This is a genomic window from Streptomyces sp. NPDC005805 (assembly GCF_040630445.1).
Taxonomy (GTDB): Bacteria; Actinomycetota; Actinomycetes; order Streptomycetales; family Streptomycetaceae; genus Streptomyces.
On record NZ_JBEXXN010000016.1, the window covers coordinates 26,518 to 51,752 of the forward strand.

Annotated in this window: 20 protein-coding genes and 1 pseudogene; 2 read left to right on the forward strand and 19 right to left on the reverse strand. The window is 73.1% G+C overall.

All coding sequences use genetic code 11. The annotated features are described in order from the left end of the window. Positions 1–3 precede the first annotated feature (3 nt). Complete coding sequence (locus tag ABZ457_RS11740; RefSeq protein ID WP_359156580.1) at positions 4–1,158, forward strand: mechanosensitive ion channel domain-containing protein; 1,155 nt, start codon at positions 4–6, stop codon at positions 1,156–1,158. 164 nt (positions 1,159–1,322) lie between these two features. Here the strand turns inward: ABZ457_RS11740 and ABZ457_RS11745 are convergent, their stop codons facing one another. The 5 genes from ABZ457_RS11745 to ABZ457_RS11765 all read right to left on the reverse strand — a co-directional run bounded on the left by ABZ457_RS11745 (position 1,323) and on the right by ABZ457_RS11765 (position 6,040). Further along, positions 1,323–2,909 (reverse strand): Na+/H+ antiporter, encoded by a 1,587-nt coding sequence (locus ABZ457_RS11745; protein ID WP_359156583.1) that lies wholly within the window; start codon positions 2,907–2,909, stop codon positions 1,323–1,325. A 147-nt stretch (positions 2,910–3,056) separates the two neighbouring features. Then, positions 3,057–3,542 carry a GNAT family N-acetyltransferase gene (locus ABZ457_RS11750; protein WP_359156585.1) on the reverse strand — a complete coding sequence of 162 codons (486 nt, stop codon included), beginning with the start codon at positions 3,540–3,542 and terminating at the stop codon, positions 3,057–3,059. Further along, positions 3,539–4,480 (reverse strand): RluA family pseudouridine synthase, encoded by a 942-nt coding sequence (locus ABZ457_RS11755; RefSeq protein ID WP_359156587.1) that lies wholly within the window; start codon positions 4,478–4,480, stop codon positions 3,539–3,541. Before ABZ457_RS11755 ends, ABZ457_RS11750 begins: the two co-directional genes overlap by 4 nt. Positions 4,481–4,599: 119 nt before the next feature. Beyond that, positions 4,600–5,160, reverse strand: coding sequence for a signal peptidase II (gene lspA, locus ABZ457_RS11760; RefSeq protein ID WP_359156589.1), 561 nt, complete (start codon positions 5,158–5,160; stop codon positions 4,600–4,602). A 70-nt stretch (positions 5,161–5,230) separates the two neighbouring features. After that, positions 5,231–6,040: a TraR/DksA C4-type zinc finger protein gene (locus ABZ457_RS11765; RefSeq protein ID WP_359156591.1), complete on the reverse strand. Its 810-nt coding sequence runs from the start codon at positions 6,038–6,040 to the stop codon at positions 5,231–5,233. A 611-nt stretch (positions 6,041–6,651) separates the two neighbouring features. Between ABZ457_RS11765 and ileS the strand changes: the two genes are divergently transcribed. Next, positions 6,652–9,804, forward strand: coding sequence for an isoleucine--tRNA ligase (ileS, locus tag ABZ457_RS11770; RefSeq protein WP_359156593.1), 3,153 nt, complete (start codon positions 6,652–6,654; stop codon positions 9,802–9,804). A gap of 140 nt (positions 9,805–9,944) precedes the next feature. Here ileS and ABZ457_RS11775 read toward each other — a convergent pair. From ABZ457_RS11775 to ABZ457_RS11840, 14 genes and pseudogenes are all read right to left on the reverse strand, one after another. After that, a pseudogene (locus ABZ457_RS11775) lies at positions 9,945–10,247 on the reverse strand (hypothetical protein); the annotation flags it as partial. A gap of 213 nt (positions 10,248–10,460) precedes the next feature. Further along, positions 10,461–11,552, reverse strand: coding sequence for a DivIVA domain-containing protein (locus tag ABZ457_RS11780; protein WP_359156595.1), 1,092 nt, complete (start codon positions 11,550–11,552; stop codon positions 10,461–10,463). A 49-nt stretch (positions 11,553–11,601) separates the two neighbouring features. Further along, positions 11,602–11,898, reverse strand: a complete 297-nt coding sequence (locus ABZ457_RS11785; protein WP_018848748.1) for a YggT family protein — start codon at positions 11,896–11,898, stop codon at positions 11,602–11,604. Between the two features lie 71 nt (positions 11,899–11,969). Next, positions 11,970–12,575 (reverse strand): cell division protein SepF, encoded by a 606-nt coding sequence (gene sepF, locus ABZ457_RS11790; protein WP_359156597.1) that lies wholly within the window; start codon positions 12,573–12,575, stop codon positions 11,970–11,972. 124 nt (positions 12,576–12,699) lie between these two features. Then, entirely contained in the window at positions 12,700–13,419 is a 720-nt protein-coding gene (locus ABZ457_RS11795; protein ID WP_359156598.1) for a YggS family pyridoxal phosphate-dependent enzyme, read from the reverse strand. Next, positions 13,416–14,180 carry a peptidoglycan editing factor PgeF gene (pgeF, locus tag ABZ457_RS11800; protein ID WP_359156600.1) on the reverse strand — a complete coding sequence of 255 codons (765 nt, stop codon included), beginning with the start codon at positions 14,178–14,180 and terminating at the stop codon, positions 13,416–13,418. The genes ABZ457_RS11795 and pgeF overlap by 4 nt, the downstream gene beginning before the upstream one ends. After that, the gene (gene ftsZ / locus ABZ457_RS11805; RefSeq protein WP_359156603.1) at positions 14,177–15,382 is read right to left on the reverse strand and encodes a cell division protein FtsZ; all 1,206 of its coding nucleotides are present in this window, start codon (positions 15,380–15,382) and stop codon (positions 14,177–14,179) included. The genes pgeF and ftsZ overlap by 4 nt, the downstream gene beginning before the upstream one ends. A 290-nt stretch (positions 15,383–15,672) precedes the next feature. Beyond that, positions 15,673–16,497: an FtsQ-type POTRA domain-containing protein gene (locus ABZ457_RS11810; RefSeq protein WP_359156605.1), complete on the reverse strand. Its 825-nt coding sequence runs from the start codon at positions 16,495–16,497 to the stop codon at positions 15,673–15,675. A 13-nt stretch (positions 16,498–16,510) separates the two neighbouring features. After that, positions 16,511–17,605 (reverse strand): undecaprenyldiphospho-muramoylpentapeptide beta-N-acetylglucosaminyltransferase, encoded by a 1,095-nt coding sequence (murG, locus tag ABZ457_RS11815; protein WP_359156607.1) that lies wholly within the window; start codon positions 17,603–17,605, stop codon positions 16,511–16,513. A gap of 6 nt (positions 17,606–17,611) precedes the next feature. After that, complete coding sequence (gene ftsW / locus ABZ457_RS11820) at positions 17,612–18,925, reverse strand: putative lipid II flippase FtsW (protein ID WP_359156737.1); 1,314 nt, start codon at positions 18,923–18,925, stop codon at positions 17,612–17,614. Between the two features lie 599 nt (positions 18,926–19,524). Then, a complete protein-coding gene (gene murD, locus ABZ457_RS11825; protein WP_359156609.1) occupies positions 19,525–20,952 on the reverse strand; it encodes a UDP-N-acetylmuramoyl-L-alanine--D-glutamate ligase in 1,428 nt (475 codons plus the stop codon). Then, positions 20,934–22,004: a phospho-N-acetylmuramoyl-pentapeptide-transferase gene (mraY, locus tag ABZ457_RS11830; protein WP_018848757.1), complete on the reverse strand. Its 1,071-nt coding sequence runs from the start codon at positions 22,002–22,004 to the stop codon at positions 20,934–20,936. Before mraY ends, murD begins: the two co-directional genes overlap by 19 nt. Further along, positions 22,001–23,410 (reverse strand): UDP-N-acetylmuramoyl-tripeptide--D-alanyl-D-alanine ligase, encoded by a 1,410-nt coding sequence (gene murF, locus ABZ457_RS11835; RefSeq protein ID WP_359156611.1) that lies wholly within the window; start codon positions 23,408–23,410, stop codon positions 22,001–22,003. The genes mraY and murF overlap by 4 nt, the downstream gene beginning before the upstream one ends. Before the next feature lie 4 nt (positions 23,411–23,414). Next, positions 23,415–25,112, reverse strand: a complete 1,698-nt coding sequence (locus tag ABZ457_RS11840) for a UDP-N-acetylmuramoyl-L-alanyl-D-glutamate--2,6-diaminopimelate ligase (RefSeq protein ID WP_359156613.1) — start codon at positions 25,110–25,112, stop codon at positions 23,415–23,417. Between the last annotated feature and the right edge of the window lie 123 nt (positions 25,113–25,235).

The window sequence follows — 25,235 nt, forward strand, 5'->3', positions numbered from 1 at the left end:
GACATGGAGAACCTACTGCGCCCGTTGATCGTCATCGGCGGCTCGGTGCTGCTGACGCTGCTCGTCGGACTCGCCGTCGACCGGCTGCTGCGCCGCGCGGACACCCGCCACCCGGAGACGCCCCTGTGGGGTCTGCTGCGCCGCTGCCGGCCCCCGTTGCAGGTGGTGATCCTCACGGCGACGCTGCGCGCCTCCTACGGTGAGATCCGCCACCCGCTGGTGGCGGACCACCGGGCCGGCATCGGCCATGTCCTGTGGCTGGTGCTGATCGCGGCGAGCGCCTGGCTGGTGGTGCACATGGCCTCGGCGGCGGTGGAGTCGACGTACGCGCGCTACGCCTCGGCGACCCGGGACGCCGCGCGGGTCCGCCGGGTGCGCACCCAGGTGACGCTGATCATGCGGATCGTGACGGCCGTGGTCGCGGTGGTGGCCGCGGCGGCGATGCTGCTGACCTTCCCCGGGATGGAGAAGCTCGGCACGTCGATGCTGGCCTCCGCGGGCATCATCGGCATCGTGGCCGGTGTCGCGGCCCAGTCCACCCTGGGGAACCTCTTCGCCGGCTTCCAGATCGCGTTCGGCGACATGGTCCGCATCGGGGACACGGTCGTGGTGGACGGCGAGTGGGGCACGGTGGAGGAGGTCACCCTCACCTTCCTCGCGGTGCGGACCTGGGACGAGCGGCGGATCACCATGCCGGTGTCGTACTTCACGGGCAAGCCCTTCGAGAACTGGTCCCGGGGCGGCGCGCAGATGACGGGCACGGTCTTCTTCCACCTGGACCACTCGGCGCCGGTCCCGCTGATGCGGGAGAAGCTGCGGGAGATCCTGGACGGCTGCGAGGCGTGGGACCGCCGGGACTGGAGCCTCGCGGTCACCGACACCACACCGACGACGATCCAGGTGCGGGCCGTGGTCACCGCGAAGGACGCGGACGACATCTGGACCGCCCGCTGCACGGTCCGCGAGCAGTTGCTCGCCTGGCTCTGCGAGAAGCACCCGTACGCGCTGCCGAAGGTGGCCACGGGGGAGGCGGCGGCCCGGCCGCCGGCCCCGCGTTCCGCGCCCGAGGCGCCGCGTCCGCGCGCCGAGGAGGCGCACACCACCGCCGCGCAGAACGGCGACGGCACGGCCGCCACCCCGCGCACGGGCCGCGGCTGACGCGCCGGGCCGGGGGCCGGCCCATACCGGTCCGGGGCCGGACCCGGCGGACGGCCCGAGGGCCTGCCCCGCGGGCGGGCGAGAGCGCCTGCCAGGGGCCCCACGCCCCGCCGGCCGGGGCCGGGGCCCGCCAAGGCACCACACGCCCCGCCCCGGTCGTGCGCTCAGCGCAGGCTGCGGATGTCCAGGTGGTGCAGCACCCGGTCGACGACCTCCGGGTCCGCGCCCGGTTCGCTGCGCGCCGAGAGGACCTCGTGCCGGGCCGCCGACAGCATCTCCCGCTGGATGCGGTGCACCGCGGCGAACCGTTCCGCCCGCTTGGCGAAGGCGTCCCGCCGCTCCTCGTCCACGATGTCCGGGCTGATCCGGGTGCCGATGTCGAAGGCGCCGCGCAGCAGCCGCTCGCTGACCTCCTCCGGCAGGTCCTCCGTCGCCTCGATCTCCCGCAGCCGCCGCTTGGCCGCCTTCGCCGCCCGGACGGCGAGTTCGCGTTCCAGCTCCCGTTCCGCGTCGGTGTCGGCCCGCACCCCGAGCCGGCGCACCAGCCAGGGCAGGGTCAGCCCCTGGCACACCAGGGTGGTCAGGATCACGGCGAAGGCGATGAAGATGATGGTCTCCCGCATCGGGAACGCCCCGCCGTCGTCCGTCTCCAGCGGGATCGCCAGGGCCAGCGCGACGGAGGCCACGCCCCGCATCCCGGACCACCAGATGACGACCGTCTCCCGCCAGCCGGTGGGCACCTCCTCGTCGTAGTCCCGCCGCTTGTGCAGCCGCTTGGCGAGCCAGGCGGCGGGCAGCAGCCACAGCAGGCGGACGCCGACGACGACCGCGATCACCACCGCGCTCCACAGCAGCAGTTCGCCCGCGTGGCCGTCCGCCGTGCCGAAGACGTTGTGCAGCTCCAGCCCGATGAGCCCGAAGGCGACCCCCGTGACCAGGGTGTCCACGATCTCCCAGAAGGTGTTGGAGGCGAGCCGGCCCATCACGTCGTCCGCGTCGGCGGCGTGCTCCGCCAGGTAGAGGGCGGTGGTGAGGACGGCGAGGACACCGGAGCCCAGCAGTTCCTCGGCGAGGACGTAGGAGGCGAACGGCACCATCAGGGTCAGCCCGGTCTGGAGGGTCGGGTCGCCCAGCATCCCCATCAGCTTGTTGGTCACCCAGCCGAGCGCCAGCCCCACGGCGACGGCGACCACCGCGGAGAGCACCAGCTCCCCGGCCGCCTCGCCCCAGGAGAACTCCCCGCTGACGGCCGCGGCGACGGCCACGTGGTACAGCACGATCGCGGTGACGTCGTTGAACAGGCCCTCCCCCTCCATGATCGACACCAGCCGGCGGGGCAGCCCGAGAGACCCCGCGACAGCCGTGGCCGCCACCGGGTCGGGCGGGGCGATGAGCGCGCCGAGGGCGACGGCGGCGGCGATCGGCAGCCCGGGGACGACGGAGTGCGCCACGGCCGCGACGGCCGCCGTGGTGACGAACACCAGGGCGACGGCGAGCAGCAGGATCGGCCGCGCGTTGGCCGCGAACTGCCGCCAGGAGGTGCGCTGCACGGCCGCGTAGAGGAGCGGCGGGAGCAGCAGCGGCAGGATCAGGTCGGGCGGTACGTCGATGTTGGGGACGAACGGCACGAAGGCCAGCGCGATCCCGACGAGGGTCATCAGCACCGGCGCGGGCAGCCCGAGTCTGCGTCCCAGCGGGACGGTCACCACCGACCCGAACAACAGCGTGAACACCAGCGCCAGTTGGTCCACAGCACGCCCTCCGGCCGTGTCGAAACCTGGTGGATCAAGGTCTCAACCCTGCCACGGGCCCCGCCCGGACGGCCCCCGACGCCACCGGTCCCGCACCGCACGCACGCCACTGGCGCGCCGAGCGCACCGGCTGCTTCGGCGGGGACGTCAGACGTGGAGCGGCCGCCGCATCGAGCGGTGCGGAATCCCCGCGTCCGGGAACTCCTCGCCGTACGCCGTGTACCCGAGCCGCTCGTAGAACCCGAGCGCGTGCGTCTGCGCGTGCAGGTCGACCGCGGCGAGGCCCAGCCCGCGCGCCGCCTCCTCGACCGCGCGGACCAGGGCGACGCCCACGCCCAGCCCCCGGGCGTCGGCGGTCACCGCGAGGCGGCCCAGGGAGCCCACGGAGAGGTCCCCGCCGGTGCGGTCCGCGGCGGCCGGGCCGTGCAGCAGCCGGACGGTGCCGAGCGGGGTGCCGTCCTCGCGCACCGCCAGGACGTGCACGGTCGCGGCGTCCTCCGCGTCGTGCGCGTCGTACTCGATCTCCTCGGGCACCCGCTGCTCGGCGACGAAGACGGCCTTGCGGACCGCGAAGCACGCCTCCCGGTCGGCGGGCCCGGCGGCGACCCGGACGCTCCAGCCCGCGGCGCTCACGCGCTCTCCGCCGCGATGGTGTCCAGGGCGAGGCGCAGGTCGTCCGGGTAGCCGCTCTCGAACTCGACCCAGCGGCCGTCGGAGGGGTGCTCGAAGCCGAGGCGCACCGCGTGCAGCCACTGGCGGGTGAGCCGCAGCCGCTTGGCGAGCGTCGGGTCCGCGCCGTAGGTCAGGTCGCCGACGCAGGGGTGGCGGTGGGCGGCCATGTGCACCCGGATCTGGTGGGTGCGGCCGGTCTCCAGCTTGATGTCGAGCAGGGAGGCCGCCCGGAACGCCTCGATCAGGTCGTAGTGGGTCACCGAGGGCTTGCCCTCGGCGGTGACGGCCCACTTGTAGTCGAGGCTGGGGTGGCGTCCGATGGGGGCGTCGATGGTGCCGCTCAGCGGGTCCGGGTGGCCCTGGACGAGGGCGTGGTAGCGCTTGTCGACCGTACGGTCCCGGAACTGCTGCTTCAGCAGGGTGTACGCCCGCTCCGACTTGGCGACCACCATCAGCCCGGAGGTGCCGACGTCGAGCCGGTGCACGATGCCCTGGCGCTCGGCGGCGCCGGAGGTGGAGATCCGGTAGCCGGCGGCGGCCAGCCCGCCGATGACGGTGGTGCCCGTCCAGCCGGGGCTGGGGTGGGCCGCGACGCCGACCGGCTTGACGATCACCACGATGTCCTCGTCGTCGTGGATGATCTCCATGCCCTCGACGGGCTCGGCGACGATCTGCACGGGCGCGGGCGCCTGCGGCATCTCGACCTCCAGCCAGGCGCCGCCGCTGACCCGCTCGGACTTCCCGACGACCGACCCGTCCACCTGCACCTTCCCCGCGGCGGCCAGCTCGGCGGCCTTGGTGCGGGAGAAGCCGAACATGCGGGAGATGGCGGCGTCGACGCGCTCGCCCTCCAGACCGTCGGGTACGGGCAGGGTGCGGATCTCGGGAAGGGTGCTCACCCGTCGAGTATGCCTTGCCGCCCGGGTGCCCCGGCTCCCGGTCCGGGACCCCCGCCCGGGACCCCCGCCCCGGGCCGGCGGCCGGTGGGGCCGGTCCTCGCCGGCGGCCGGTCGCGCCGTCAGTCCTTGTGGACGGTCCCGTCGGGGTCCAGGCCCCGGAAGGAGAGCAGCACGATCAGGATGCCGCCGCAGACGATCGCGGAGTCGGCCAGGTTGAAGACCGCGAAGTGCGCGGGGGCGATGAAGTCGACGACCGCGCCCTCGAAGACGCCCGGCGAGCGGAAGATCCGGTCGGTGAGGTTCCCCAGGGCGCCGCCCAGCAGCAGACCGAGGGCGATCGCCCAGGGCAGGCTGTAGAGCTTGCGCGCCAGCCGGATGATCACCACGATCACCACGGCGGCGATGCAGGTGAAGATGACGGTGAACGCCTCGCCCATGCCGAAGGCGGCGCCGGGATTGCGCACCGCCTCGAACTTGAGCAGGTCCCCGATGATCTCGATCGGCGGGTGGTGCTCCAGCTTCTCCACCACGATGATCTTGCTGATCAGATCGAGCAGATAGGCCACGGCGGCCACCACGAACAGCGCGAGGATCCTGCGCGGGCCCCTGGGCTGCTCGGCGGGCGTGCCCGCCTCGTCGTCAACGTCCGGCGTACCGATGGTGCGCTCCGCCTCTGCCACGTGTGTCCCTCAACCTAGGTGCCGACTAGGTTGAGGGTACGACACGCCCTCGGGGACACGTCCGCAGGCGTCAGCCCCGGCGTTCCTGCTTCTGCTTGCACTCCACGCAGAGCGTGGCCCGGGGGAACGCCTGCATCCGGGCCTTGCCGATGGCCTTGCCGCAGCTCTCGCAGAGCCCGTAGGTCCCGGCGTCCAGCCGCTCCAGGGCGCGTTCGGTCTGCTCCAGCATCTCGCGGGCGTTGGCGGCGAGGGCCATCTCGTGCTCGCGGGTGATGTTCTTGGTGCCGGTGTCGGCCTCGTCGTCGCCGGCGCCGTCGTTGGAGTCGCGCATCATGCCGACGAGCGCGCTCTCGGCGGCGGTGATCTCGGCGGTGAGGCGGGTGGCCTCGCTCTCCAGGTCCGCGCGGGCCCCGGCGACCTCGGTCGCGGTCCAGGGGTCCTCCCCGGGCCGCACCGCCAGCTCGTCGGGCGGTGTGGCGGCGGCCGTGGGCGCTTTCACCGCGGTCTTCTTCGTTCCCACCGTGCTGGCTCCTGTCTGCTCCGCGGCCTGCGCCGCCCCCTCGGCCGCGGGCGCGGCCTGCGTTCCGTCGGCCGCCGTCTTCCGGGCGGCGGCCGGTCCACCGGCGGTGGTCTTCTTCGCGGCGGCCTTCCGGGCCGTGGTCTTCTTGGCCGTGGCCTTCTTCGCGGGCGCCTTCTTCGCCGCCGCCTGCGCACCCGGGCCCGCCGCGGACGCCGCCCGCTTCGCGGTCTTCTTCACTGCCTTCTTCGCCGCCGTCTTCTTCGCGGTGGCCTTCTTCGCGGGCGGCGCCTCCGACTCCGCCGGCGCGGCACCGTCCGCGCCCCGCGCGGACGCCCGCTTCGCGGTCTTCTTCGCCACCATGGCCGCGGCCCCTTCACACATTGTGATCTTGCTCGCGAATCGTGCTGGGACGATAAATCGACACCAGCCCGGCGGCAACGGGGCACGCCGCCGAGAGCACCGGGCCCGGGCCGCGAGGCGCCGGGTCTGCATCCGTTGTGCCCAGCTCCCCGCCGGGTAATCCGCCCGGGCCCGTCCCGGGCACCCGCGGGCGGCCCCGGTGCGGCATTCGGGCCAACGCCGGGCCGCCCCCGCCGCCACCCCGCCCGCCGGGCCCGGCACGGGCCGGCAGGCGCCCCCGGCCCGGCGGAAATCCGGTCCGCCCGGCGCCCCGGGCCCCGTACACTGGGCCCAGCGAAAGGCGTGGATGGGGACGAGTAGCGTCGTCCGCGGCCATGAGCGACCCGGGGACGGTGCGAGCCCGGGGGCCAGCGCGAGGTGAAGGATCACCCCGGAGCCGCCGGAAGAAAGCCCAGCACACACGGTGAGCGGGCGAGTAGAACCGGCATCGCGACCCCAATGAGGGGGTCCGGGCCCATGTGCCCGGGCCAAGGAGGGTGGTACCGCGGGAGCGCAGCGTTCGGCTCTCGTCCCTCCGGACGGAACGACGCACAGTCCGCCGGAGGAGACCGATGACGCCGCCGCAGTACCGCCAGGTACCCGCACAGGTAGACCTGCCCGCCCTGGAGCACGCCGTGCTCGACTTCTGGCGCGAGAGCAAGATCTTCGCCAGGAGCCTGGAGCAGTCCGAGGGCCGCCCCGAGTGGGTCTTCTACGAGGGCCCGCCCACGGCGAACGGCATGCCCGGCGCGCACCACATCGAGGCCCGCGTCTTCAAGGACGTCTTCCCCCGCTTCCGGACCATGCGCGGCTACCACGTCGCCCGCAAGGCCGGCTGGGACTGCCACGGTCTGCCCGTGGAGCTGGCCGTGGAGAAGGAGCTGGGCTTCTCCGGCAAGAAGGACATCGAGGCGTACGGCATCGCCGAGTTCAACGCGAAGTGCCGGGAGTCGGTGACCCGGCACACCGACGCCTTCGCCGAGCTGACGACCCGCATGGGCTACTGGGTCGACCTGGACGACGCCTACCGCACCATGGACCCGGACTACGTCCAGTCCGTGTGGTGGTCGCTGAAGGAGATCTTCGGCAAGGGCCTGCTGGTGCAGGACCACCGGGTCGCCCCCTGGTGCCCGCGCTGCGGCACCGGCCTCTCCGACCACGAGCTGGCCCAGGGCTACGAGACGGTCGTCGACCCCTCCGTCTTCGTGCGCTTCCCGCTGACCTCCGGCCCGCTGGCGGGCGAGGCGGCGCTGCTGGTGTGGACGACCACCCCGTGGACCCTGGTCTCCAACACGGCCGTGGCCGCGCATCCCGGTGTCACCTACGTCGTGGCGACGAACGGGGACGAGAAGCTGGTCGTCGCCGAACCGCTGCTGGAGAAGGCGCTCGGCGAGGGCTGGGAGGCGACGGGTCAGACCTTCACCGGCGCCGAGATGGAGCGCTGGACCTACCAGCGGCCCTTCGAGCTCGTCGAGTTCCCGGAGCCGGCGCACTACGTGGTGAACGCCGAGTACGTCACCACCGAGGACGGCACCGGTCTGGTCCACCAGTCCCCCGCCTTCGGTGAGGACGACCTCAAGGTCTGCCGCGCCTACGGCCTGCCCGTGGTGAACCCGGTGCGCGCCGACGGCACCTTCGAGGAGGACGTCCCGCTGGTCGGCGGCGTCTTCTTCAAGAAGGCCGACGAGGCGCTCACCGCCGACCTGGACGCGCGCGGCCTGCTGTTCCGCCACGTCCCGTACGAGCACAGCTATCCGCACTGCTGGCGCTGCCACACCGCGCTGCTCTACTACGCGCAGCCGTCCTGGTACATCCGCACCACCGCGATCAAGGACCGGCTGCTCGCCGAGAACGAGGCGACCAACTGGTTCCCCGACTCGGTGAAGCAGGGCCGCTTCGGCGACTGGCTGAACAACAACATCGACTGGGCGCTCTCCCGCAACCGCTACTGGGGCACCCCGCTGCCCATCTGGCGCTGCGAGGAGGACCACCTCACCTGCGTCGGCTCGCTGGCCGAACTGTCCGAGCTGACCGGCACCGACCAGTCCGGTCTGGACCCGCACCGCCCGTACATCGACGCGGTGGCCTTCGCCTGCCCGCACGAGGGCTGCGGGCTGACCGCGACCCGCGTCCCGGAGGTCATCGACGCCTGGTACGACTCGGGTTCGATGCCGTTCGCGCAGTGGGGCTACCCGTACAAGAACAAGGAGATCTTCGAGAAGCGCTACCCGGCGCAGTTCATCTCGGAGGCCATCGACCAGACCCGCGGCTGGTTCTACACGCTGATGGCGGTCGGCACCCTGGTCTTCGACAAGTCGTCCTACGAGAACGTGGTCTGCCTCGGCCACATCCTCGCCGAGGACGGCCGCAAGATGTCCAAGCACCTGGGCAACATCCTCCAGCCGATCCCGCTGATGGACCAGCACGGCGCCGACGCGGTGCGCTGGTTCATGGCGGCCGGCGGCTCCCCCTGGGCGGCTCGCCGGGTGGGCCACGGCACCATCCAGGAGGTCGTCCGCAAGACCCTGCTGACGTACTGGAACACGGTCGCCTTCCAGGCCCTGTACGCCCGCACCTCGGGCTGGGCCCCCTCGGCGGCCGACCCGGCGCCGGCGGAGCGGACGGTGCTGGACCGCTGGCTGCTGAGCGAGCTGCACGCGCTGGTGGACCAGGTCACCCAGGCCCTGGAGGCGTACGACACCCAGCGCGCCGGCAAGCTGCTCTCGGCCTTCGTGGACGACCTGTCGAACTGGTACGTGCGCCGCTCCCGCCGCCGCTTCTGGCAGGGCGACAAGGCGGCACTGCGCACCCTGCACGACGTCGTGGAGACCGTGACCCGGCTGATGGCCCCGCTGACCCCGTTCATCACCGAGCGGGTCTGGCAGGACCTGGTGGTGCCGGTGACCCCGGACGCGCCGGAGTCGGTGCACCTGGCGAGCTGGCCGGAGGCGGACCTGACGGCGGTCGACCCGGTGCTGTCGCGGCAGATGGTGCTGGTGCGGCGGCTGGTGGAGCTGGGCCGGGCCACCCGCGCGGAGTCGGGCGTCAAGACCCGTCAGCCGCTGTCCCGGGCCCTGGTCGGCGCGACCGGCTTCGGCGAGCTGTCGCCGGAGCTGCGGGCGCAGATCACCGAGGAGCTGAACGTCTCCTCGCTGGCGGCCCTCTCCGAGGTCGGCGGCTCCCTCGTCGACACCACGGCGAAGGCGAACTTCCGGGCGCTGGGGAAGCGGTTCGGGAAGGGCGTCCAGGACGTGGCCAAGGCGGTCGCGGCGGCGGACGCGGCGGCCCTCTCGCTGGCCCTGCGCTCCGGCGAGGCGACCTTGGCGGTGGGCGGCGAGACGATCACCCTCTCCCCGGAGGAGGTCATCGTCACCGAGACCCCGCGCGAGGGCTGGTCGGTGGCCTCCGACGCGGGCGCCACGGTCGCCCTGGACCTGGAGATCACGCCGGAGCTGCGGCGTGCGGGCCTGGCCCGGGATGCGATCCGGCTGATCCAGGAGGCCCGCAAGAACAGCGGCCTGGACGTCGCGGACCGGATCGCCCTGCGCTGGTCCTCGGCGGACGCGGAGGTCGCCTCGGCGCTCTCCGAGCACGCGGAGCTGATCGCGGACGAGGTCCTGGCGACGGACTTCGCGACGGGCGACGCGGCGGAGGCGGACGCCTCGTACGGGGAGCCGTTCACGGACGAGGGCCTGTCCCTGACCTTCCGGCTGCGCAAGGCGTAGCACCCGCCCCGCACCACCCGGCCGTGCCCGGTCCCGGCCCCGCGAGGGGAGCCCGGGGCCGGGCGCGGTCCGTTTCCGGAGCGTGCGGGCTCAGCCGACGGTGATGCGGAGCACCCCCGTCACCGTGCCCTGGGAGGTAGGCGCCGCCCGGGCAGACGGTAGGCGCGGCGCCAGACGGTCTCCGGGGTGCCGTCGGCGGCGGCGGTGAGCAGATGGGTCGCGTGGGTGGTGGTGACGGCGGTGCCCTCGGGGGCGGTGGAGACGCTGTTGGCGACGCGTTCCCCGGCGGGCAGGGCGAGGGTGCGGACGGTGCCGGTCCGGTCGTCGGCGGTGCCGACCACCCCGCCGCCCGTGGCGAACCGCACACGGCCCTGCCAGTCCGGTGAGAGACCGGTCACGGCGGCGCACTCGGGGACGGCGGTCGTGACCGCGGGGGCGAGGGCGCCGAGCAGCGCGGCGGCCAGCGGTCTCCGGCGGCGGGCACGGGACCGGCCACGGCCGGGGCTGGACACGAGGCGGCCCGGGATGCCGCCGGCGCACCGGCACTGCCCGCGGCCGCCGCGGGCACGGCAAAGGACCGGGCCCGGAGTGCTGGTGCACCCCGGGCCCGGTCCCGCTGTCTGCCGACGGCTACGCGCGCTGCGCGCGCATGCCCGTCAGTTGTCGTCCTCGTCGATCAGGAAGCCGCGCATCGGCGAGGGCGCCTGCTGCATCGGCTGCGGCGCCTGCGGCCGGACCGGTGCCATCGGCTGGGTCATCGCCGGGGACATCTGCTGCTGACCGCCGTAGGACGGGGCGGCCGGCGAGGGGCCGCCGTGGCCGCCCATCGACTGGCCGCCGTAGGACGGCGCGCTCGCGCCGGCCGGAGCCATCGAGGGCGCCGGGGACGGCGGCAGCGACGCGGCGGCCGGGGTGCGCGGCGGGGCGAGGGAGTCGTCGGACTGGGTCTCCAGCTGACGGAGCTGGGACTCCAGGTACGACTTCAGGCGCGTGCGGTACTCGCGCTCGAAGCCCCGAAGGTCCTCGACCTTGCGCTCCAGCGTGGCGCGGGCGGACTCCAGGGAGCCCATCGCGACGCGGTGCTTCTCCTGCGCGTCCCGCTCCAGGGCGTCGGCCTTGGCACGGGCGTCCCGCTCCAGGCCCTCGGCGCGCGAACGGGCCTCGCCGACGATCTTGTTGGCCTCGGAGCGGGCCTCAGCGATCGCCTGGTCGGCGGTCTGCTGGGCCAGCGAGAGGACACGCGCGGCGCTGTCGCCACCGGGACCCTGGCCCATCGGGCCGGGACCCTGCGGGCCGCCGTGACCGCCCATGGGACCGCCCATCGGGCCGCCCATGGGACCGCCCTGCATCGGGCCGGGGCCCATCGGGCCGCCGGGACCCTGCGGACCGCCGTGGCTCGGACCGGCCGGAAGCTGCGGAGCACCACCGGGCAGCTGGGGGGGACCCATCTGCGGGGGCTGCTGCTGGACCGGCGGACCCGATATGGCGGCGGGGACGGGAGCACCGGGACCGCCGCGGCCGTCCTGGGGCTCCGGCGGTTTGCGCATGCCCTGCTGTTGCTGGTTCTGCGCGGCCGCACGGGTCGCCGCGGCCAGCTTGGCGCGCAGGTCCTCGTTCTCGCGGAGCAGGCGGGTCAGTTCGGCTTCGACCTCGTCGAGGAAGGCATCGACCTCGTCCTCGTCATAGCCTTCTCGGAGGCGGACGGTCGTGAACTGCTTGTTCCGCACGTCCTCGGGGGTCAGCGGCATCTCTTCTTCACCTCTACGTAGTCGTCGGCAGTCGGCAGGACCGTATCGCTCACATCGAGCTCCCCACGCCGCGGACGACGGAGATCAGGATGTAGACGATGATCATCAGAACGAAGAAGGACAGGTCGAGTGCCACGCCCCCGAGACGCAACGGCGGGATGAACCGCCGCAGAAGCTTGAGCGGTGGATCGGTGACAGTGTAGGTGGCCTCCAGAACGACCACCATCGCCTTGCCGGGTTGCCATGAACGTGCGAACTGGAAGACGTAGTCCATGACCAGCCGGAAGATCAGCACGACCAGGAAGCACATCAGCGCGATGTAGATCACCTGCAGTGCGACGCCCATCCCGCGCTTCCCTCTCCCCTGGTCTACTCGTTGCCGGCCGCACGCGGCCGGGTCGTTCCCGGTGTCTTTCCTCAGCTCTGGTTGAAGAATCCGCCCTCTGCGATGCGGGCCTTGTCCTCAGCCGTGACATCGACGTTAGCAGGCGACAACAGGAACACCTTCTGCGTCACTCGTTCAATGCTGCCATGCAGGCCGAAGACGAGTCCCGCGGCAAAGTCGACAAGTCGCTTCGCGTCGGTGTCGTCCATCTCCGTGAGGTTCATGATCACCGGAGTGCCCTCACGGAAGTGTTCCCCGATGGTACGGGCCTCGTTGTAGGTCCGCGGGTGCAGTGTGGTGATGCGGTAGGGCTCCCGCTCGGACACGACCTTGGGCATGATCACCGGTGCGTTCTTCTCCAGGCTGGGGCGTTCAGGTGTGATGGATGCCACGGGGGCGATGCGTGCCGGACGGGGGCTCTCGACGGGCAGGGCGACCGGCTCGCGCTGCGGAGGCGGGGCGACCGCCCGGACCGGCTCCTCCCGCTCGGCCTGGTGCGGGGCCGCGTGCCGGCGGTGGTCCCGCTCCGGCTCGGGCTCGGGCTCGAAGTCGTCATCGGGGTCGAAGCCCCGGCCGTCGTACCCATCGTCCTCCACGAGGCCGAGGTAGACCGCCATCTTGCGCATAGCGCCGGCCATTCTCTGAGTCCTCCGCTCTGTGGTGGATCGGCATTCGTCACCAAGTGCCCGTATCCACGTGGCCTGCCCGCTCCTGAGCGGGAATGACCATATTTTCTACTGTGGTCCGACTTGCTTCGCGACGTTACCGGAGCCTCGGGCGGTCTCCGAGTACCGCGGTACCGACGCGCACATGTGTCGCTCCGGCCGCCACGGCCTGCTCGAGATCCGCACTCATCCCTGCTGACACCATGTTCGCAGCCGGATGGGCCGCGCGCAGGCCGGATGAGAATTCCATCAGCCGCTCGAACGCCGCCTGTTGCCGTCCCGCGTACGGTCCGGCGAGCGGCGCGACGGTCATCAGGCCGCCGAGCCGCAGTCCCGGTGAGCCGGCCACGGCGTCGGCCAACTCCTCGACGCCGTCCGGCGCGACGCCGCCGCGCTCCCCCTGCCGCCCGGACTCCGCGTCCAGCGCGACCTGCACCAGGCAGTCGATCTCACGCCCGGCCCGGACCGCCGTCTTCGAGAGGGCCGAGACCAGCCGGAGCCGGTCGACGGACTGCACGACATCGGCATAACTCGCAACAGAACGGACTTTGTTGGTCTGGAGCTGGCCGACGAAATGCCATGTGATGTCCAGATCCGCGCAGGCGGCCGCCTTGGGCGCCGCGTCCTGGTCCCGGTTCTCCGCCATGTGCCGGACGCCCAGCCCGTGCAGGATGCGGACGTCGGAGGCCGGATAGGTCTTGGTGACCACGATCAGGGTCACGTCCTCGCGCGGGCGGCCGGCGGCGGCGCAGGCGGCCGCGATCCGCTCCTCCACCCGGGCCAGGTTGGCGGCGAGTTCGGCGCTGCGGTCGGTCATGACGCTTCCCTGCTGTCGCTCGGCGGTCCCTCCAGCCAGACGTATCCGGCGAGCCGGCCGGTGGTCCGGTCACGGCGGTAGGAGAAGTGGTCACGGGACTCGAAGGTGCAGATCCCCGTGCCGGCGACGTCCCGGACACCGAGCGCCGCCAGTTGCGCGTGCACCACGGCGGCGACGTCGACGGCCGGGGTGCCCCAGCTCGTCTCGGACCAGGCCGCGGGTTCCGCTTCGGCGACTTCCGAGCGCATCTGCTCGGGAACTTCGTAGCAGCGACCGCAAACGGACGGTCCGGTACGGGCGATGATGCGTTCCGGTTCGGCTCCGAGCCGTTGCATTTCGGCGACCGTCGCGGGGACCACTCCGGCGACCGCGCCGGGCCGCCCCGCGTGGGCCGCGCCGGTGACACCGGCCACCGGGTCGGCGAGCAGGACGGGGACGCAGTCCGCGGTGAGCACCGCGAGCGGGAGTCCGCGCCGGGCGGTCACCACCCCGTCCACCGAGGGGACGGGGGCGGTGCCCCAGGGGCCGTCGACCACGGCCACGTCCCGGCCGTGCACCTGGTTCATCCAGACGACCCGGCCGGGGTCGAGGTCCAGCGCCTTCGCCGCGGCCGCGCGGTTCGCGAGGACGGCGGCGGGGTCGTCGCCGACCGCGCCGCCGAGGTTGAGCTCCTCGTACGGAGCGGCGCTCACCCCGCCCCACCGGTCGGTGAAGGCGAAGTGGGCGCCGCTCTCGCGTATGGCGTCGTGCTGCACGGTCACTTCAGGAAGTCCGGGACGTCCAGCTCTTCGGCCTGGGTGTCGTACGGACGCGCCGAGGGGACCTGCGGGGAGGAGGCCGGGGGCGTGATGTCGGCGACGGGCGCCGGCTCGGCCGGGGCCGCCGGGGACTCCTCGCGGACCGGGACCGTGCCGAGACCGCTCGACGGACGGGACGGCTCGGTGCGCTGCGGGGCCGGGGCCTCCTCGCGCTTGGCCGAGGCCGAGCCGATGACGTTCTCCCGGCGGGTCGGCGGCTGTCCGCCGTCGAAGCCGGCGGCGATGACGGTGACCCGGACCTCGTCCCCGAGGGCGTCGTCGATGACCGCGCCGAAGATGATGTTGGCCTCGGGGTGGGCGGCCTCGCTCACCAGCTGGGCGGCCTCGTTGATCTCGAAGAGACCGAGGTCGCTGCCGCCGGAGATGGAGAGGAGCACACCGCGGGCGCCGTCGATGGACGCCTCCAGCAGCGGGGAGGAGATGGCCATCTCCGCCGCGGCCACCGCGCGGTCGTCGCCGCGGGCGGAGCCGATGCCCATGAGGGCCGATCCGGCCTCGGACATCACGGACTTGACGTCCGCGAAGTCGAGGTTGATGAGACCGGGGGTGGTGATGAGGTCGGTGATGCCCTGGACGCCGGAGAGGAGGACCTGGTCCGCCGACTTGAAGGCGTCGAGAACGCTCACCTGGCGGTCCGAGATGGACAGCAGGCGGTCGTTGGGGATCACGATGAGGGTGTCGACCTCTTCGCGGAGCTCGGCGATGCCGTCCTCCGCCTGGTTCGCGCGCCGGCGGCCCTCGAAGGTGAAGGGGCGCGTCACGACGCCGATGGTCAGCGCGCCGAGCGAGCGGGCGATGTTGGCCACGACGGGCGCGCCGCCGGTGCCGGTGCCGCCGCCCTCGCCGGCGGTGACGAAGACCATGTCGGCCCCCTTGAGGACCTCCTCGATCTCCTCGCGGTGGTCCTCTGCCGCCTTGCGACCGACTGCCGGGTTGGCTCCGGCGCCGAGGCCCCGGGTGAGTTCGCGGCCGACGTCGAGCTTGACGTCGGCGTCGCTCATCAACAGCGCTTGCGCGTCGGTGTTGATCGCGATGAACTCGACGCCCTTGAGACCGACCTCGATCATTCGGTTGATGGCATTGACACCACCGCCGCCGACACCGATGACCTTGATGACTGCGAGGTAGTTCTGCGGTGCTGCCACGTCGAAGGCCTCTCGCCTCGAGTTACGTGTCGCCGCCTCGCGGGGCCGCGGTGCGACGAACTGATGTCGAATGGGGACGGACGGCCCGACAAGCCCGGCTGCCGACTCGAACCCTAACGGTGAAGTTTAGGGTTATCAGTGTGCCTGTTCCCTGGACTCTTCCGAACAGGACACTAAGTCGACAAGCGGCGCCCGTACAACGAACACGCCGAACCTCCCGTTTTTCTTTTCACCCTATGTGATCACGCCGCGCAACACCCAACCAGGGTGCTGGCCTGCGCAGATGTGCGTCAACCGCCTGTCGTGGCAGGGGCGGTGGGGGCGCTCACGTCGAAGTGGCGGGCCTTCGGGGAGGCTTTCAGAAGGGCCGTGAGTGTGCGAGCCTTCGCCGCGCCGTCCTCGGAACTCCCCCACAGGACCGTGCGATCGCCGCTGAGCCTCAGGGAAATATCGTCGTAAGAACGGACTTGGAGGACGGTCAGTGCCTTCAGGGCCGCCTCGGGCAGGTCGCCGCGGACGGTGACGGCCTCCGTGAGCAGCCGGTCGGCCCCGAAGCGCCCCCGGCTCGGCGAGGCGGTGGCGTCCAGTTCCAGCAGCGGGACGCCCCGGGGTGCGCGGTCGACGGTGGCGAACTGCACGCCGTCCGCGTCGACTTCGCCGAACCGGGGCCCCTTCTTCAGCAGCAGGACGGGGGTACGCTCGGTGACTCTCAGGTCGATCCGGTGCGGCCAGGAGCGGTCGACCTCGACGGAGCGGATACGCGGCAGGGCCGTGCGCAGGCGCGCGGCGACGGCGTCCGTGTCGACGGAGGCCAGGGGTGCGCCGAGGGGGACGCGGGCCGCGCGCTCCACCGCGCCCGGGGCGAGGACGCCGGTCCCCGAGACGCGGACGTCCTCGGTGCGCAGCCAGTCGGAGCCGTAGAGGACCCAGGTGCCGCCGGCCGCGAGGAGGGCGGTGGCGACGGCGGCGGCGAGCACCCGGCGGACCAGCCGCCGGCGGTCGCCGCCGCCCGGGCGGGGCGGGCCGACCGGCCCCCCGGAGCCGTCGGACCCGTCGGATCCGGATTCGCCCCGGGGCGGTCGTGCACCGCGCTCGGCGGTGGTCGGTCCGGCCACGCTCCCTGCCTTCTCACGCCTGGCGGCGTGCAGCGATCGCCTCGTACACCATGCCGACGAGGAGGTCGTCGGCGTCCCGGCGGCCGAACTCGGCGGCCGCGCGGGACATCTCGTACAGCCGGTGCGGATCGGCGAGCACGGGAAGGACGTTGCCCTGGACCCACTCGGGGGTCAGCTCGGCGTCGTCCACCAGCAGGCCGCCGCCCGCCTTGACCACCGGCTGGGCGTTGAGCCGCTGTTCGCCGTTGCCGATGGGCAGCGGGACGTAGGCGGCGGGCAGCCCGACGGCGGACAGCTCGGCGACGGTCATGGCGCCCGCGCGGCAGAGCATCATGTCGGCCGCGGCGTACGCGAGATCCATCCGGTCCACGTACGGTACCGGGACATAGGGCGGCATCCCGGGCATGTTGTCCACGCGCGGCAGTTCGTTCTTGGGGCCGACCGCGTGCAGGATCTGGATGCCGGAGCGCTGGAGGACCGGGGCGATCTGCTGGACCACCTCGTTGAGCCGGCGCGCGCCCTGGGAGCCGCCGGAGACCAGCAGGGTCGGCAGGTTGGGGTCGAGGCCGAAGGCGGCGCGCGCCTCGGGCCGGACCCGGGCGCGGTCCAGGGTCGCGATGGAGTGGCGCAGCGGGATGCCGATGTAGCGGGCGCCGCGCAGCTTGCTGTCCGGAGTGGCGACGGCGACGGAGGCCGCGTACCGCGAACCGATCTTGTTGGCCAGGCCCGGGCGGGCGTTGGCCTCGTGCACGACGATCGGGACGCCGAGGCGCTTGGCCGCGAGGTAGCCGGGCAGGGCGACGTAGCCGCCGAAGCCGACCACGCAGTCCGCCTTGGTGCGCTCCAGGACCTGCTCGGCGGCCTTGATGGTGCCGCGCAGCCGCCCGGGGACGGTGATCAGCTCCGGGGTGGGTTTGCGCGGCAGCGGCACGGCGGGAATGAGCGCCAACTCGTAGCCCCGCTCGGGCACGAGCCGGGTCTCCAGACCGCGCTCCGTGCCGAGCGCCGTGATGCCCGTGGTCGGGTCCTGCCTGCGCAGGGCGTCCGCGAGGGCGAGCGCGGGCTCGATGTGGCCGGCGGTCCCCCCACCGGCGAGTACGACATGCACCGAAATTCACCGCTCTCCGGACGGACGCTTCGTGACGCGCCGTCTCATCGACTTCCATCTCACCCCGGGCCTCCGCGTGGCCAGGGCCGCTTTCGCGGCGGGCTCCGCTCGCGCGAAGGCGATCAGCAGCCCGACGGCGAACATCGTCGGCAGCAGGGCCGACCCCCCGTAGGAGAACAGCGGAAGCGGGACTCCGGCGATCGGCAGCAGACCGAGCACCGCACCGATGTTGACCACGGCCTGGGCCGTGATCCAGGTGGTCACACCTCCGGCCGCATACCTCACGAAGGGGTCCTCCGTGCGTCCGGCGACGCGGATACCCGCATAGCCTAGAGCCGCGAACAACGCGAGCACCGACAGCGTCCCCGCGAGGCCCAGTTCCTCCCCGGCGACGGCGAAGATGAAGTCGGTGTGCGGTTCGGGCAGTTGTCCCCATTTTTCCACACTCGCACCGAGGCCGGAACCGAACCATCCGCCGGAGGCAAGAGCATAGATGCCGTGCACGGCCTGCCAGCACTCGCCTTTGGGCCCGAGGTCGGTGGCGCCGATGCACTCCAGCCGGGACATGCGGTTGGCGCTGGTCCTGATCAGCAGCAGCCCGACGACGAGGGCGAAGCCGAGCACTCCGGCGAAGAGGCGGGTGGGGGCGCCGGCCAGCCACAGCAGGCCGAACAGGATCGCGGCGAGGATGATGGCGGTGCCCATGTCGCCGCCGAGCATGATCAGGCCGAGGAGCAGGAAGGCGACCGGGACCAGTGGCACGAGCAGGTGCTTCCACTGGGTCAGCAGCCGCTTGTCCTGTTTGCGCGCGAGCAGGTCCGCGCCCCACAGGATCAGCGCCAGCTTGCCGAACTCGCTGGGCTGGAGCTGGAAGGGGCCGCCGAGGGAGATCCAGTTCTGGTTGCCGTTCACCGAGTGCCCGACGCCGGGGATCTGGACGAGCACCATCAGGAACACGGCGGCGAGCAGCAGCGGGTAGGACAGCGCGCGGTGCAGCCGCACGGGCATCCGGGACGCGGCGAAGAGGAGGGCGGCGCCGATGACGGCGGCGAGGAGCTGCTTGCGGAAGAAGTACGAGGCGGAGAGGGAGTACTGGAGCGCCTGGATCATCGACGCGGAGTAGACCATCACGAGGCCGAGCACGGTGATCAGCAGGCTGCTGCCGAGGATCAGGTAGTACGCGGTGAGGGGCCGGTCCCAGGCCCGGCGCGCCTGCTCGTACAGCCGCCGGGGCCCGCGCGGCGCGCGGGGGGCGGCGGGGGCGGCCCCGCCCCGGGCCGCCCGGCCGCGCGGGGGCGCGCCACCGGTCCGGCTCCGCATCACGAGGTGCGCGGCGGGCCCGCCGGCGTAGGCGGGGGCGGGCCCCGCGACGACGGCCTGCAGCCACGCGGCGACGGGCGTCCACCACGGGGCGGGGCGCTCCGAGGACGCCGTAGCAGCACGCCCCCGGGGGGCCCGGTCCACGGCGGAGGGGGTGGGGGCCTCGGCCTCGCGGCCCGGGGCGGCGGCCCGCGGCGACCGGGCCGAAGACGCCGAGGCGGCGGAGGCGGGGCGCTCCGAGGACGCCGTGGCAACGCGCCCCCGGGGGGCCCGGCCCACGGCGGAAGAAGGAGGCACTTCGTCCCCGCGAGCCGAGCCCGGGGCGGCAGGCGGCCGGCCCACGGCGGAAGGGGCGGGGGCTTCGGCCTCGCGGCCCGGGGCGGCGGCGGCCCGCGGCGACCGGGCCGAAGACGCCGAGGCAGCGGAGGCGGGGCGCTCCGAGGACGCCGTGGCAACGCGCCCCCGGGGGGCCCGGCCCACGGCGGAGGGGGTGGGGGCCTCGGCCCCGGGTGCCGGGTCCGGGGTGGATGGGTGGGTGGTGGGCGGCATCGTCGCTGTCCCCTCCAGTCGTGCCCGGCGGCGGCCGGGCCCGGTGGTCGTCAGCCGCGCTCGGCGGCGAGTGCGCGGACCGCTTCCGCGAACGCCTCGCCCCGCTTGGTGTAGTTGGTGAACATGTCCATCGAGGCGCACGCCGGGGCCAGCAGGACGGTGTCGCCCGGCCGGGCCAGCCCCGCCGCCTCCGCGACCGCCGCGGACATCGCCCCAGTGTCGGTCCGGTCGAGGTCGACCACCGGGACCTGGGGCGCGTGTCGCGTCAGGGCCTCGCGGATCAGGGCCCGGTCCGCGCCCATGAGGACCACGCCCCGCAGCCGCTTCGCCGAGGCCGAGACCAGCTCGTCGAAGGTGGCCCCCTTGGCGAGCCCGCCCGCGATCCACACGATCGGCTCGTAGGCGGCCAGCGAGGCCTCCGCCGCATGCGTGTTGGTGGCCTTGGAGTCGTCCACGTACGCCACCCCGCCCACGTCCGCGACGTGCTCGATGCGGTGCGGGTCGGGACGGAAGGCGCGCAGCCCGTCGCGGACCGCCGTCGCCGGGACGCCGAAGGCGCGCGCCAGGGCCGCCGCCGCCAGCGCGTTGGCGATGTTGTGCGGGGCCGGCGGCTGCACGTCCGCGACCTCGGCCAGTTCCTGCGCCTGCTTGTGCCGCTGCTCGACGAAGGCGCGGTCGACCAGCAGGCCCTCCACCACGCCGAGTTGGGACGGCCCGGGCGTGCCGAGGGTGAAGCCGATCGCCCGGCAGCCCTCCTCGACGTCCGCCTCGCGCACCAGGTCCTCGGTCGCCTTGTCCGCCGCGTTGTAGACGCAGGCGACCGTGTTGCCCTCGTAGACCCGGCCCTTGTCGGCCGCGTACGCCTCCATGGAGCCGTGCCAGTCCAGGTGGTCCGGGGCGAGGTTGAGGACGACCGCGGAGTGGGCGCGCAGCGAGGGCGCCCAGTGGAGCTGGTAGCTGGAGAGTTCGACGGCGAGGACGTCGTACGTCTCCTCGCCGGTGACCACGTCCACGATCGGCGTGCCGATGTTCCCGATCGCGGCGGTCCGCAGCCCCGCCGCGGTGAGGATCGAGGCGAGCATCCGCGTGGTGGTCGTCTTGCCGTTGGTGCCGGTGACGGCGAGCCACGGCGGGGCGTCCGGCCCGCGCAGCCGCCACGCGATCTCGACGTCGCCGACGACGTCCACCCCGGCCGCCGCCGCGGCGGCGAACAGCGGCGCGGACGGCGGCCAGCCGGGCGAGGTGACCACCAGGCCGGTGCCCTCGGGCAGGGTCTCCGCGTCCCCGAGGCGCACGCCGATCCCGGCGGCCTCCAGTCCGGCGGCCCGCGCCCGGTGGGTGTCGCCGGAGCCGCCGTCCACGACGGTGACCTCGGCGCCCAGCCCGGCCAGGGCGCGCGCGGCGCTGACGCCGCTCACGCCGAGGCCGGCGACGGTGATCTTCCTGCCCTGCCAGTCGCTCACTTGTCGGCTGCCCATCCCGCGTAGAAGAGGCCCAGTCCCACGATCACGCACATGCCCTGGATGATCCAGAAGCGGACCACCACAAGGACTTCGGACCACCCCTTGAGTTCGAAGTGGTGCTGGAGCGGCGCCATCCGGAAGACCCGCTTCCCGGTCATCCGGAACGAACCGACCTGGATCACCACGGACATGGTGATGAGGACGAACAGGCCGCCGAGGAGGGCGAGCAGGAACTCGGTGCGCGAGCAGATCGCGAGACCCGCCAGCGCGCCGCCGAGGGCCAGCGAGCCGGTGTCGCCCATGAAGATCTTGGCCGGTGAGGTGTTCCACCACAGGAAGCCGAAGCAGGCGCCCATCAACGCCGAGGCGACGACCGCGAGATCGAGCGGGTCGCGCACCTCGAAGCAGGCGTTGGGGTTGGTCAGGGTCTCCGCGTTGGCGCAGGACTCCTGGAACTGCCACAGGCCGATGAAGGTGTACGCGCCGAAGACCATCACCGAGGCGCCGGTGGCGAGTCCGTCGAGGCCGTCGGTGAGGTTCACGCCGTTCGACATCGCGAGGATCATGAACAGCGCCCAGACCACGAACAGCACCGGGCCGATGGACCAGCCGAAGTCGGTGATGAACGACAGCTTGGTGGAGGCCGGGGTGAGCCCTCGCTTGTCCGCGAACTGGAGCGAGAGCACGGCGAAGGCGATGCCGACGATCAGCTGCCCGGCCATCTTCGCCTTGGCCCGCAGGCCGAGCGACCGCTGCTTGACGATCTTGATGTAGTCGTCGAGGAAGCCGACGAGGCCCATGCCCGCCATCAGGAAGAGCACCAGGATGCCCGAGAAGCTCGGGTCCTCACCGGTGATCACCTTGGCGAGGGCGTACGCGATGAGCGTGGCGAGGATGAAGGAGATACCGCCCATGGTGGGCGTGCCCTTCTTGCTGCCGTGCGTGCGCGGGCCGTCGTCGCGGATGAACTGCCCGTACCCCTTGCGGGCGAGCAGTTTGATGAGCAGCGGGGTCCCGATCAGGGTCAGGAACAGGCCGATGGCTCCCGCGAAGAGGATCTGCCTCATCGGACGGCACCCTCACCCTCGAGCAGCGCCTCGGCGATCCGCTCCAGGCCGACCGACCGGGACGCCTTCACCAGCACGACATCACCCGGGCGCAACTCTGCGCGCAACAGGTCGACCGCCGCCTGCGCGTCGGACACGTGCACCGACTCCTCACCCCACGAACCCTCGTTGTATGCGCCCAGTTGCAACCAGGACGCCTCCCTGCCCCCGACCGCGACGAGCTTGCCGACGTTGAGCCGGACGGCGAGCCGCCCGACCGCGTCGTGCTCGGTCAGCGCCTCGTCGCCGAGCTCGGCCATCATGCCGAGCACCGCCCACGTGCGGCCCCCCTTGGCCTTGGCGGCCTCGCCCATGGCGGCCAGCGCACGCAGCGCGGCACGCATGGACTCGGGGTTCGCGTTGTAGGCGTCGTTGACGACCGTCACGCCGTCGGAGCGCTCGGTGACCTCCATGCGCCAGCGGGAGAGGGTGCCCGCCTCGGAGAGCGCCGAGGCGATCTCGTCGACGGGCATGCCCAGCTCATGGGCGACGGCGGCCGCGGCGAGCGCGTTCGACACGTGGTGCTCACCGTACAGCCGCATGGTCACGTCACTGCACCCGGTGGGTGTGTGGAGCGTGAAGGAGGGCTGTCCGAGCCCCGTGAGCCGGACATTCTCGGCGCGGACGGCGGCCTCGGCGGACTCGCCGTAGAGCAGGACGCGGGCCTTGGTGCGGTCGGCCATGGCGCGGACCAGCGGGTCGTCGGCGTTGAGGACGGCGACGCCGTCGTCCGGCAGGGACTCGACCAGTTCGCCCTTGGCGAGGGCGATCTGCTCGCGGCCCCCGAACTCGCCGATGTGCGCGGTGCCCACGTTCAGCACGAGTCCGATCCGCGGCGGGGTGAGCTGCGTGAGGTACCGGATGTGGCCGATTCCGCGCGCTCCCATCTCCAGGACCAGGTGCTCGGTCTCGGCGGTGGCGGTGAGCGCGGTGAGGGGCAGGCCGATCTCGTTGTTGAGGGACCCGGGGGTGAACACGGTCGGGGCCTTGCGCCGCAGGACCTGGGCGACCAGGTCCTTGGTGCTGGTCTTGCCGGCCGAGCCGGTGAGCGCCACGACCTGGGTGCCCAGGCGCTCGACGACGGCGCGGGCGAGGCGCCCGAGGGCGGCCTGCACATCGTCGACGACGATCGCGGGCACGCCGAGGGGCCGTGTGGCGAGCACGGCGACGGCGCCCTGCGCGACGGCGCGTTCGGCGTAGTCGTGGCCGTCGACGCGCTCGCCTCGGAAGGCGGCGAACAGGCTGCCGGGCTCCACGGCCCGGGAGTCGATGACGACGCTGCCGGTGACCTCGGTGGCCGGATCCGGTATGTCGTGGGACTGCCCGCCGACGATTTCGGCGATCTCGGCGAGGGAGAGGGCGATCACTGGGTCATCCCTGACTGTTCTCGGGTGCGGTGGCGCGTCCGTCCGGGCGGCCGGCCGCCCGGTGCGCCTCGATGGCGGCGCGCAGGACCTCGCGGTCGTCGAACGGGCGGATCACGCCGGCGATGTCCTGGCCCTGTTCGTGGCCCTTGCCGGCGACGAGGACGGTGTCCCCGGCCCCGGCGCGGGCGACGGCGGCCTCGACGGCGGCCGCGCGCTCCTCGAAGACCAGGACGTCCCCGCGCTGGTGCGCGGGCACCTCCGCGGCCCCGGCGAGCATGGCGGCGAGGATGGCGAGGGGGTCCTCGGAGCGGGGGTTGTCCGAGGTCAGTACGGCGGTGTCGGCGAGCCGGGCGGCGGCGGCGCCCATCGGGCCGCGCTTGGTGGTGTCCCGGTCGCCGCCGCAGCCGAGGACGATGTGCAGCTTGCCCTCGGTGACCTTGCGCAGGGAGCGCAGGACGGACTCGACGGCGTCGGTCTTGTGCGCGTAGTCGACGACGGCGAGGTACGGCTGCCCCGCGTCGACCCGCTCCAGCCGGCCCGGCACACCGGGGACGGCGGCGATGCCGTCGGCGGCGGTCTGGGGGTCGATTCCGGCCACCGCGAGGACGGTGAGGGCGGCGAGGGTGTTGGCGACGTTGAAGGGGCCGGGCAGCGGCGAACGGGCCCTGATCCGCTCCCCCTTCGGGCCGACCGCGGTGAAGTCCGAGCCCAGCGAGCCGACCCGGACGTCCTCGGCCCGCCAGTCGGCGTCCGGGTGGCCCTCGGCGGAGAAGGTGGTGATCGGCACGGACGCCTCGGCGACCAGCCGCCGCCCGTACTCGTCGTCGAGGTTGACGACGCCCTCCCGGCTGCGGCGCGGGGTGAAGAGCTGCGCCTTGGCCTGGAAGTAGTCCTCCATCCCGGAGTGGAACTCCATGTGCTCCGGGCTGAGGTTGTTGAAGACGGCGACGTCGAAGACACAGCCGTCGACCCGGCCGAGGACCAGGGCGTGGCTGGAGACCTCCATGGCCACGGCGTCCACGCCGCGTTCGCGCATCACGGCGAAGAGGGCCTGGAGGTCGGTCGCCTCGGGCGTGGTGCGCTCGGACTTGATGCGGTCGTCGCCGACTCGCATCTCGACGGTGCCGATGAGGCCGGTGGCCCGGCCGGCGGCGCGCAGCCCGCCCTCGACGAGGTAGGCGGTGGTGGTCTTGCCGGAGGTGCCGGTGATGCCGATCTGGAGGAGGTCGGTGCCGGGGCGGCCGTAGATCTCTGCGGCGAGTTCGCCCATCCGGGCGCGCGGGTCCTCGGTCACCAGGACCGGCAGGCCGGTGGCGGCGGCGCGTTCGGCGCCCGCCGGGTCGGTGAGGACGGCCGCGGCACCGAGGTCGGCGGCCTGCGGGGCGAAGTCGGCCCCGTGGAAGCGGGCCCCGGGCAGGGCGGCGTACACATCGCCGGGGCGGACCGCGCGGGAGTCGTGCGTGATGCCCGTGATCGGCGCGTCCGCCGGGGCCTCGGCCTCCAGCCGGGCCGCGAGCTCCGCGAGGCCGGTCGGGCTGACCCGGTCCGGGCGGGGAGGTCCCGGGCGGTCGGCTGCGGGCTGGGGCGTGGGGGACTGATCAGCGTGTGGCACGGCGGTGAGCGTACCGGGCGCGGGCGGCCCGGGGGAAAAAGAGGGGGCGGCCCCGGGGCGGTTCCCGGAACCGGGGGTGATCGTGGTCACTGGAGTCTCCTGGTGGTTCGCCGGAGGCCGTTCGCCCGGTCGTGCGTGGTGCGCGGTGCGTCGTTCGCGGTGGGTGGTACGTCGTTCGTGCGCTGTGCGTCGTTCGTGATGCGTGGTTCGTCG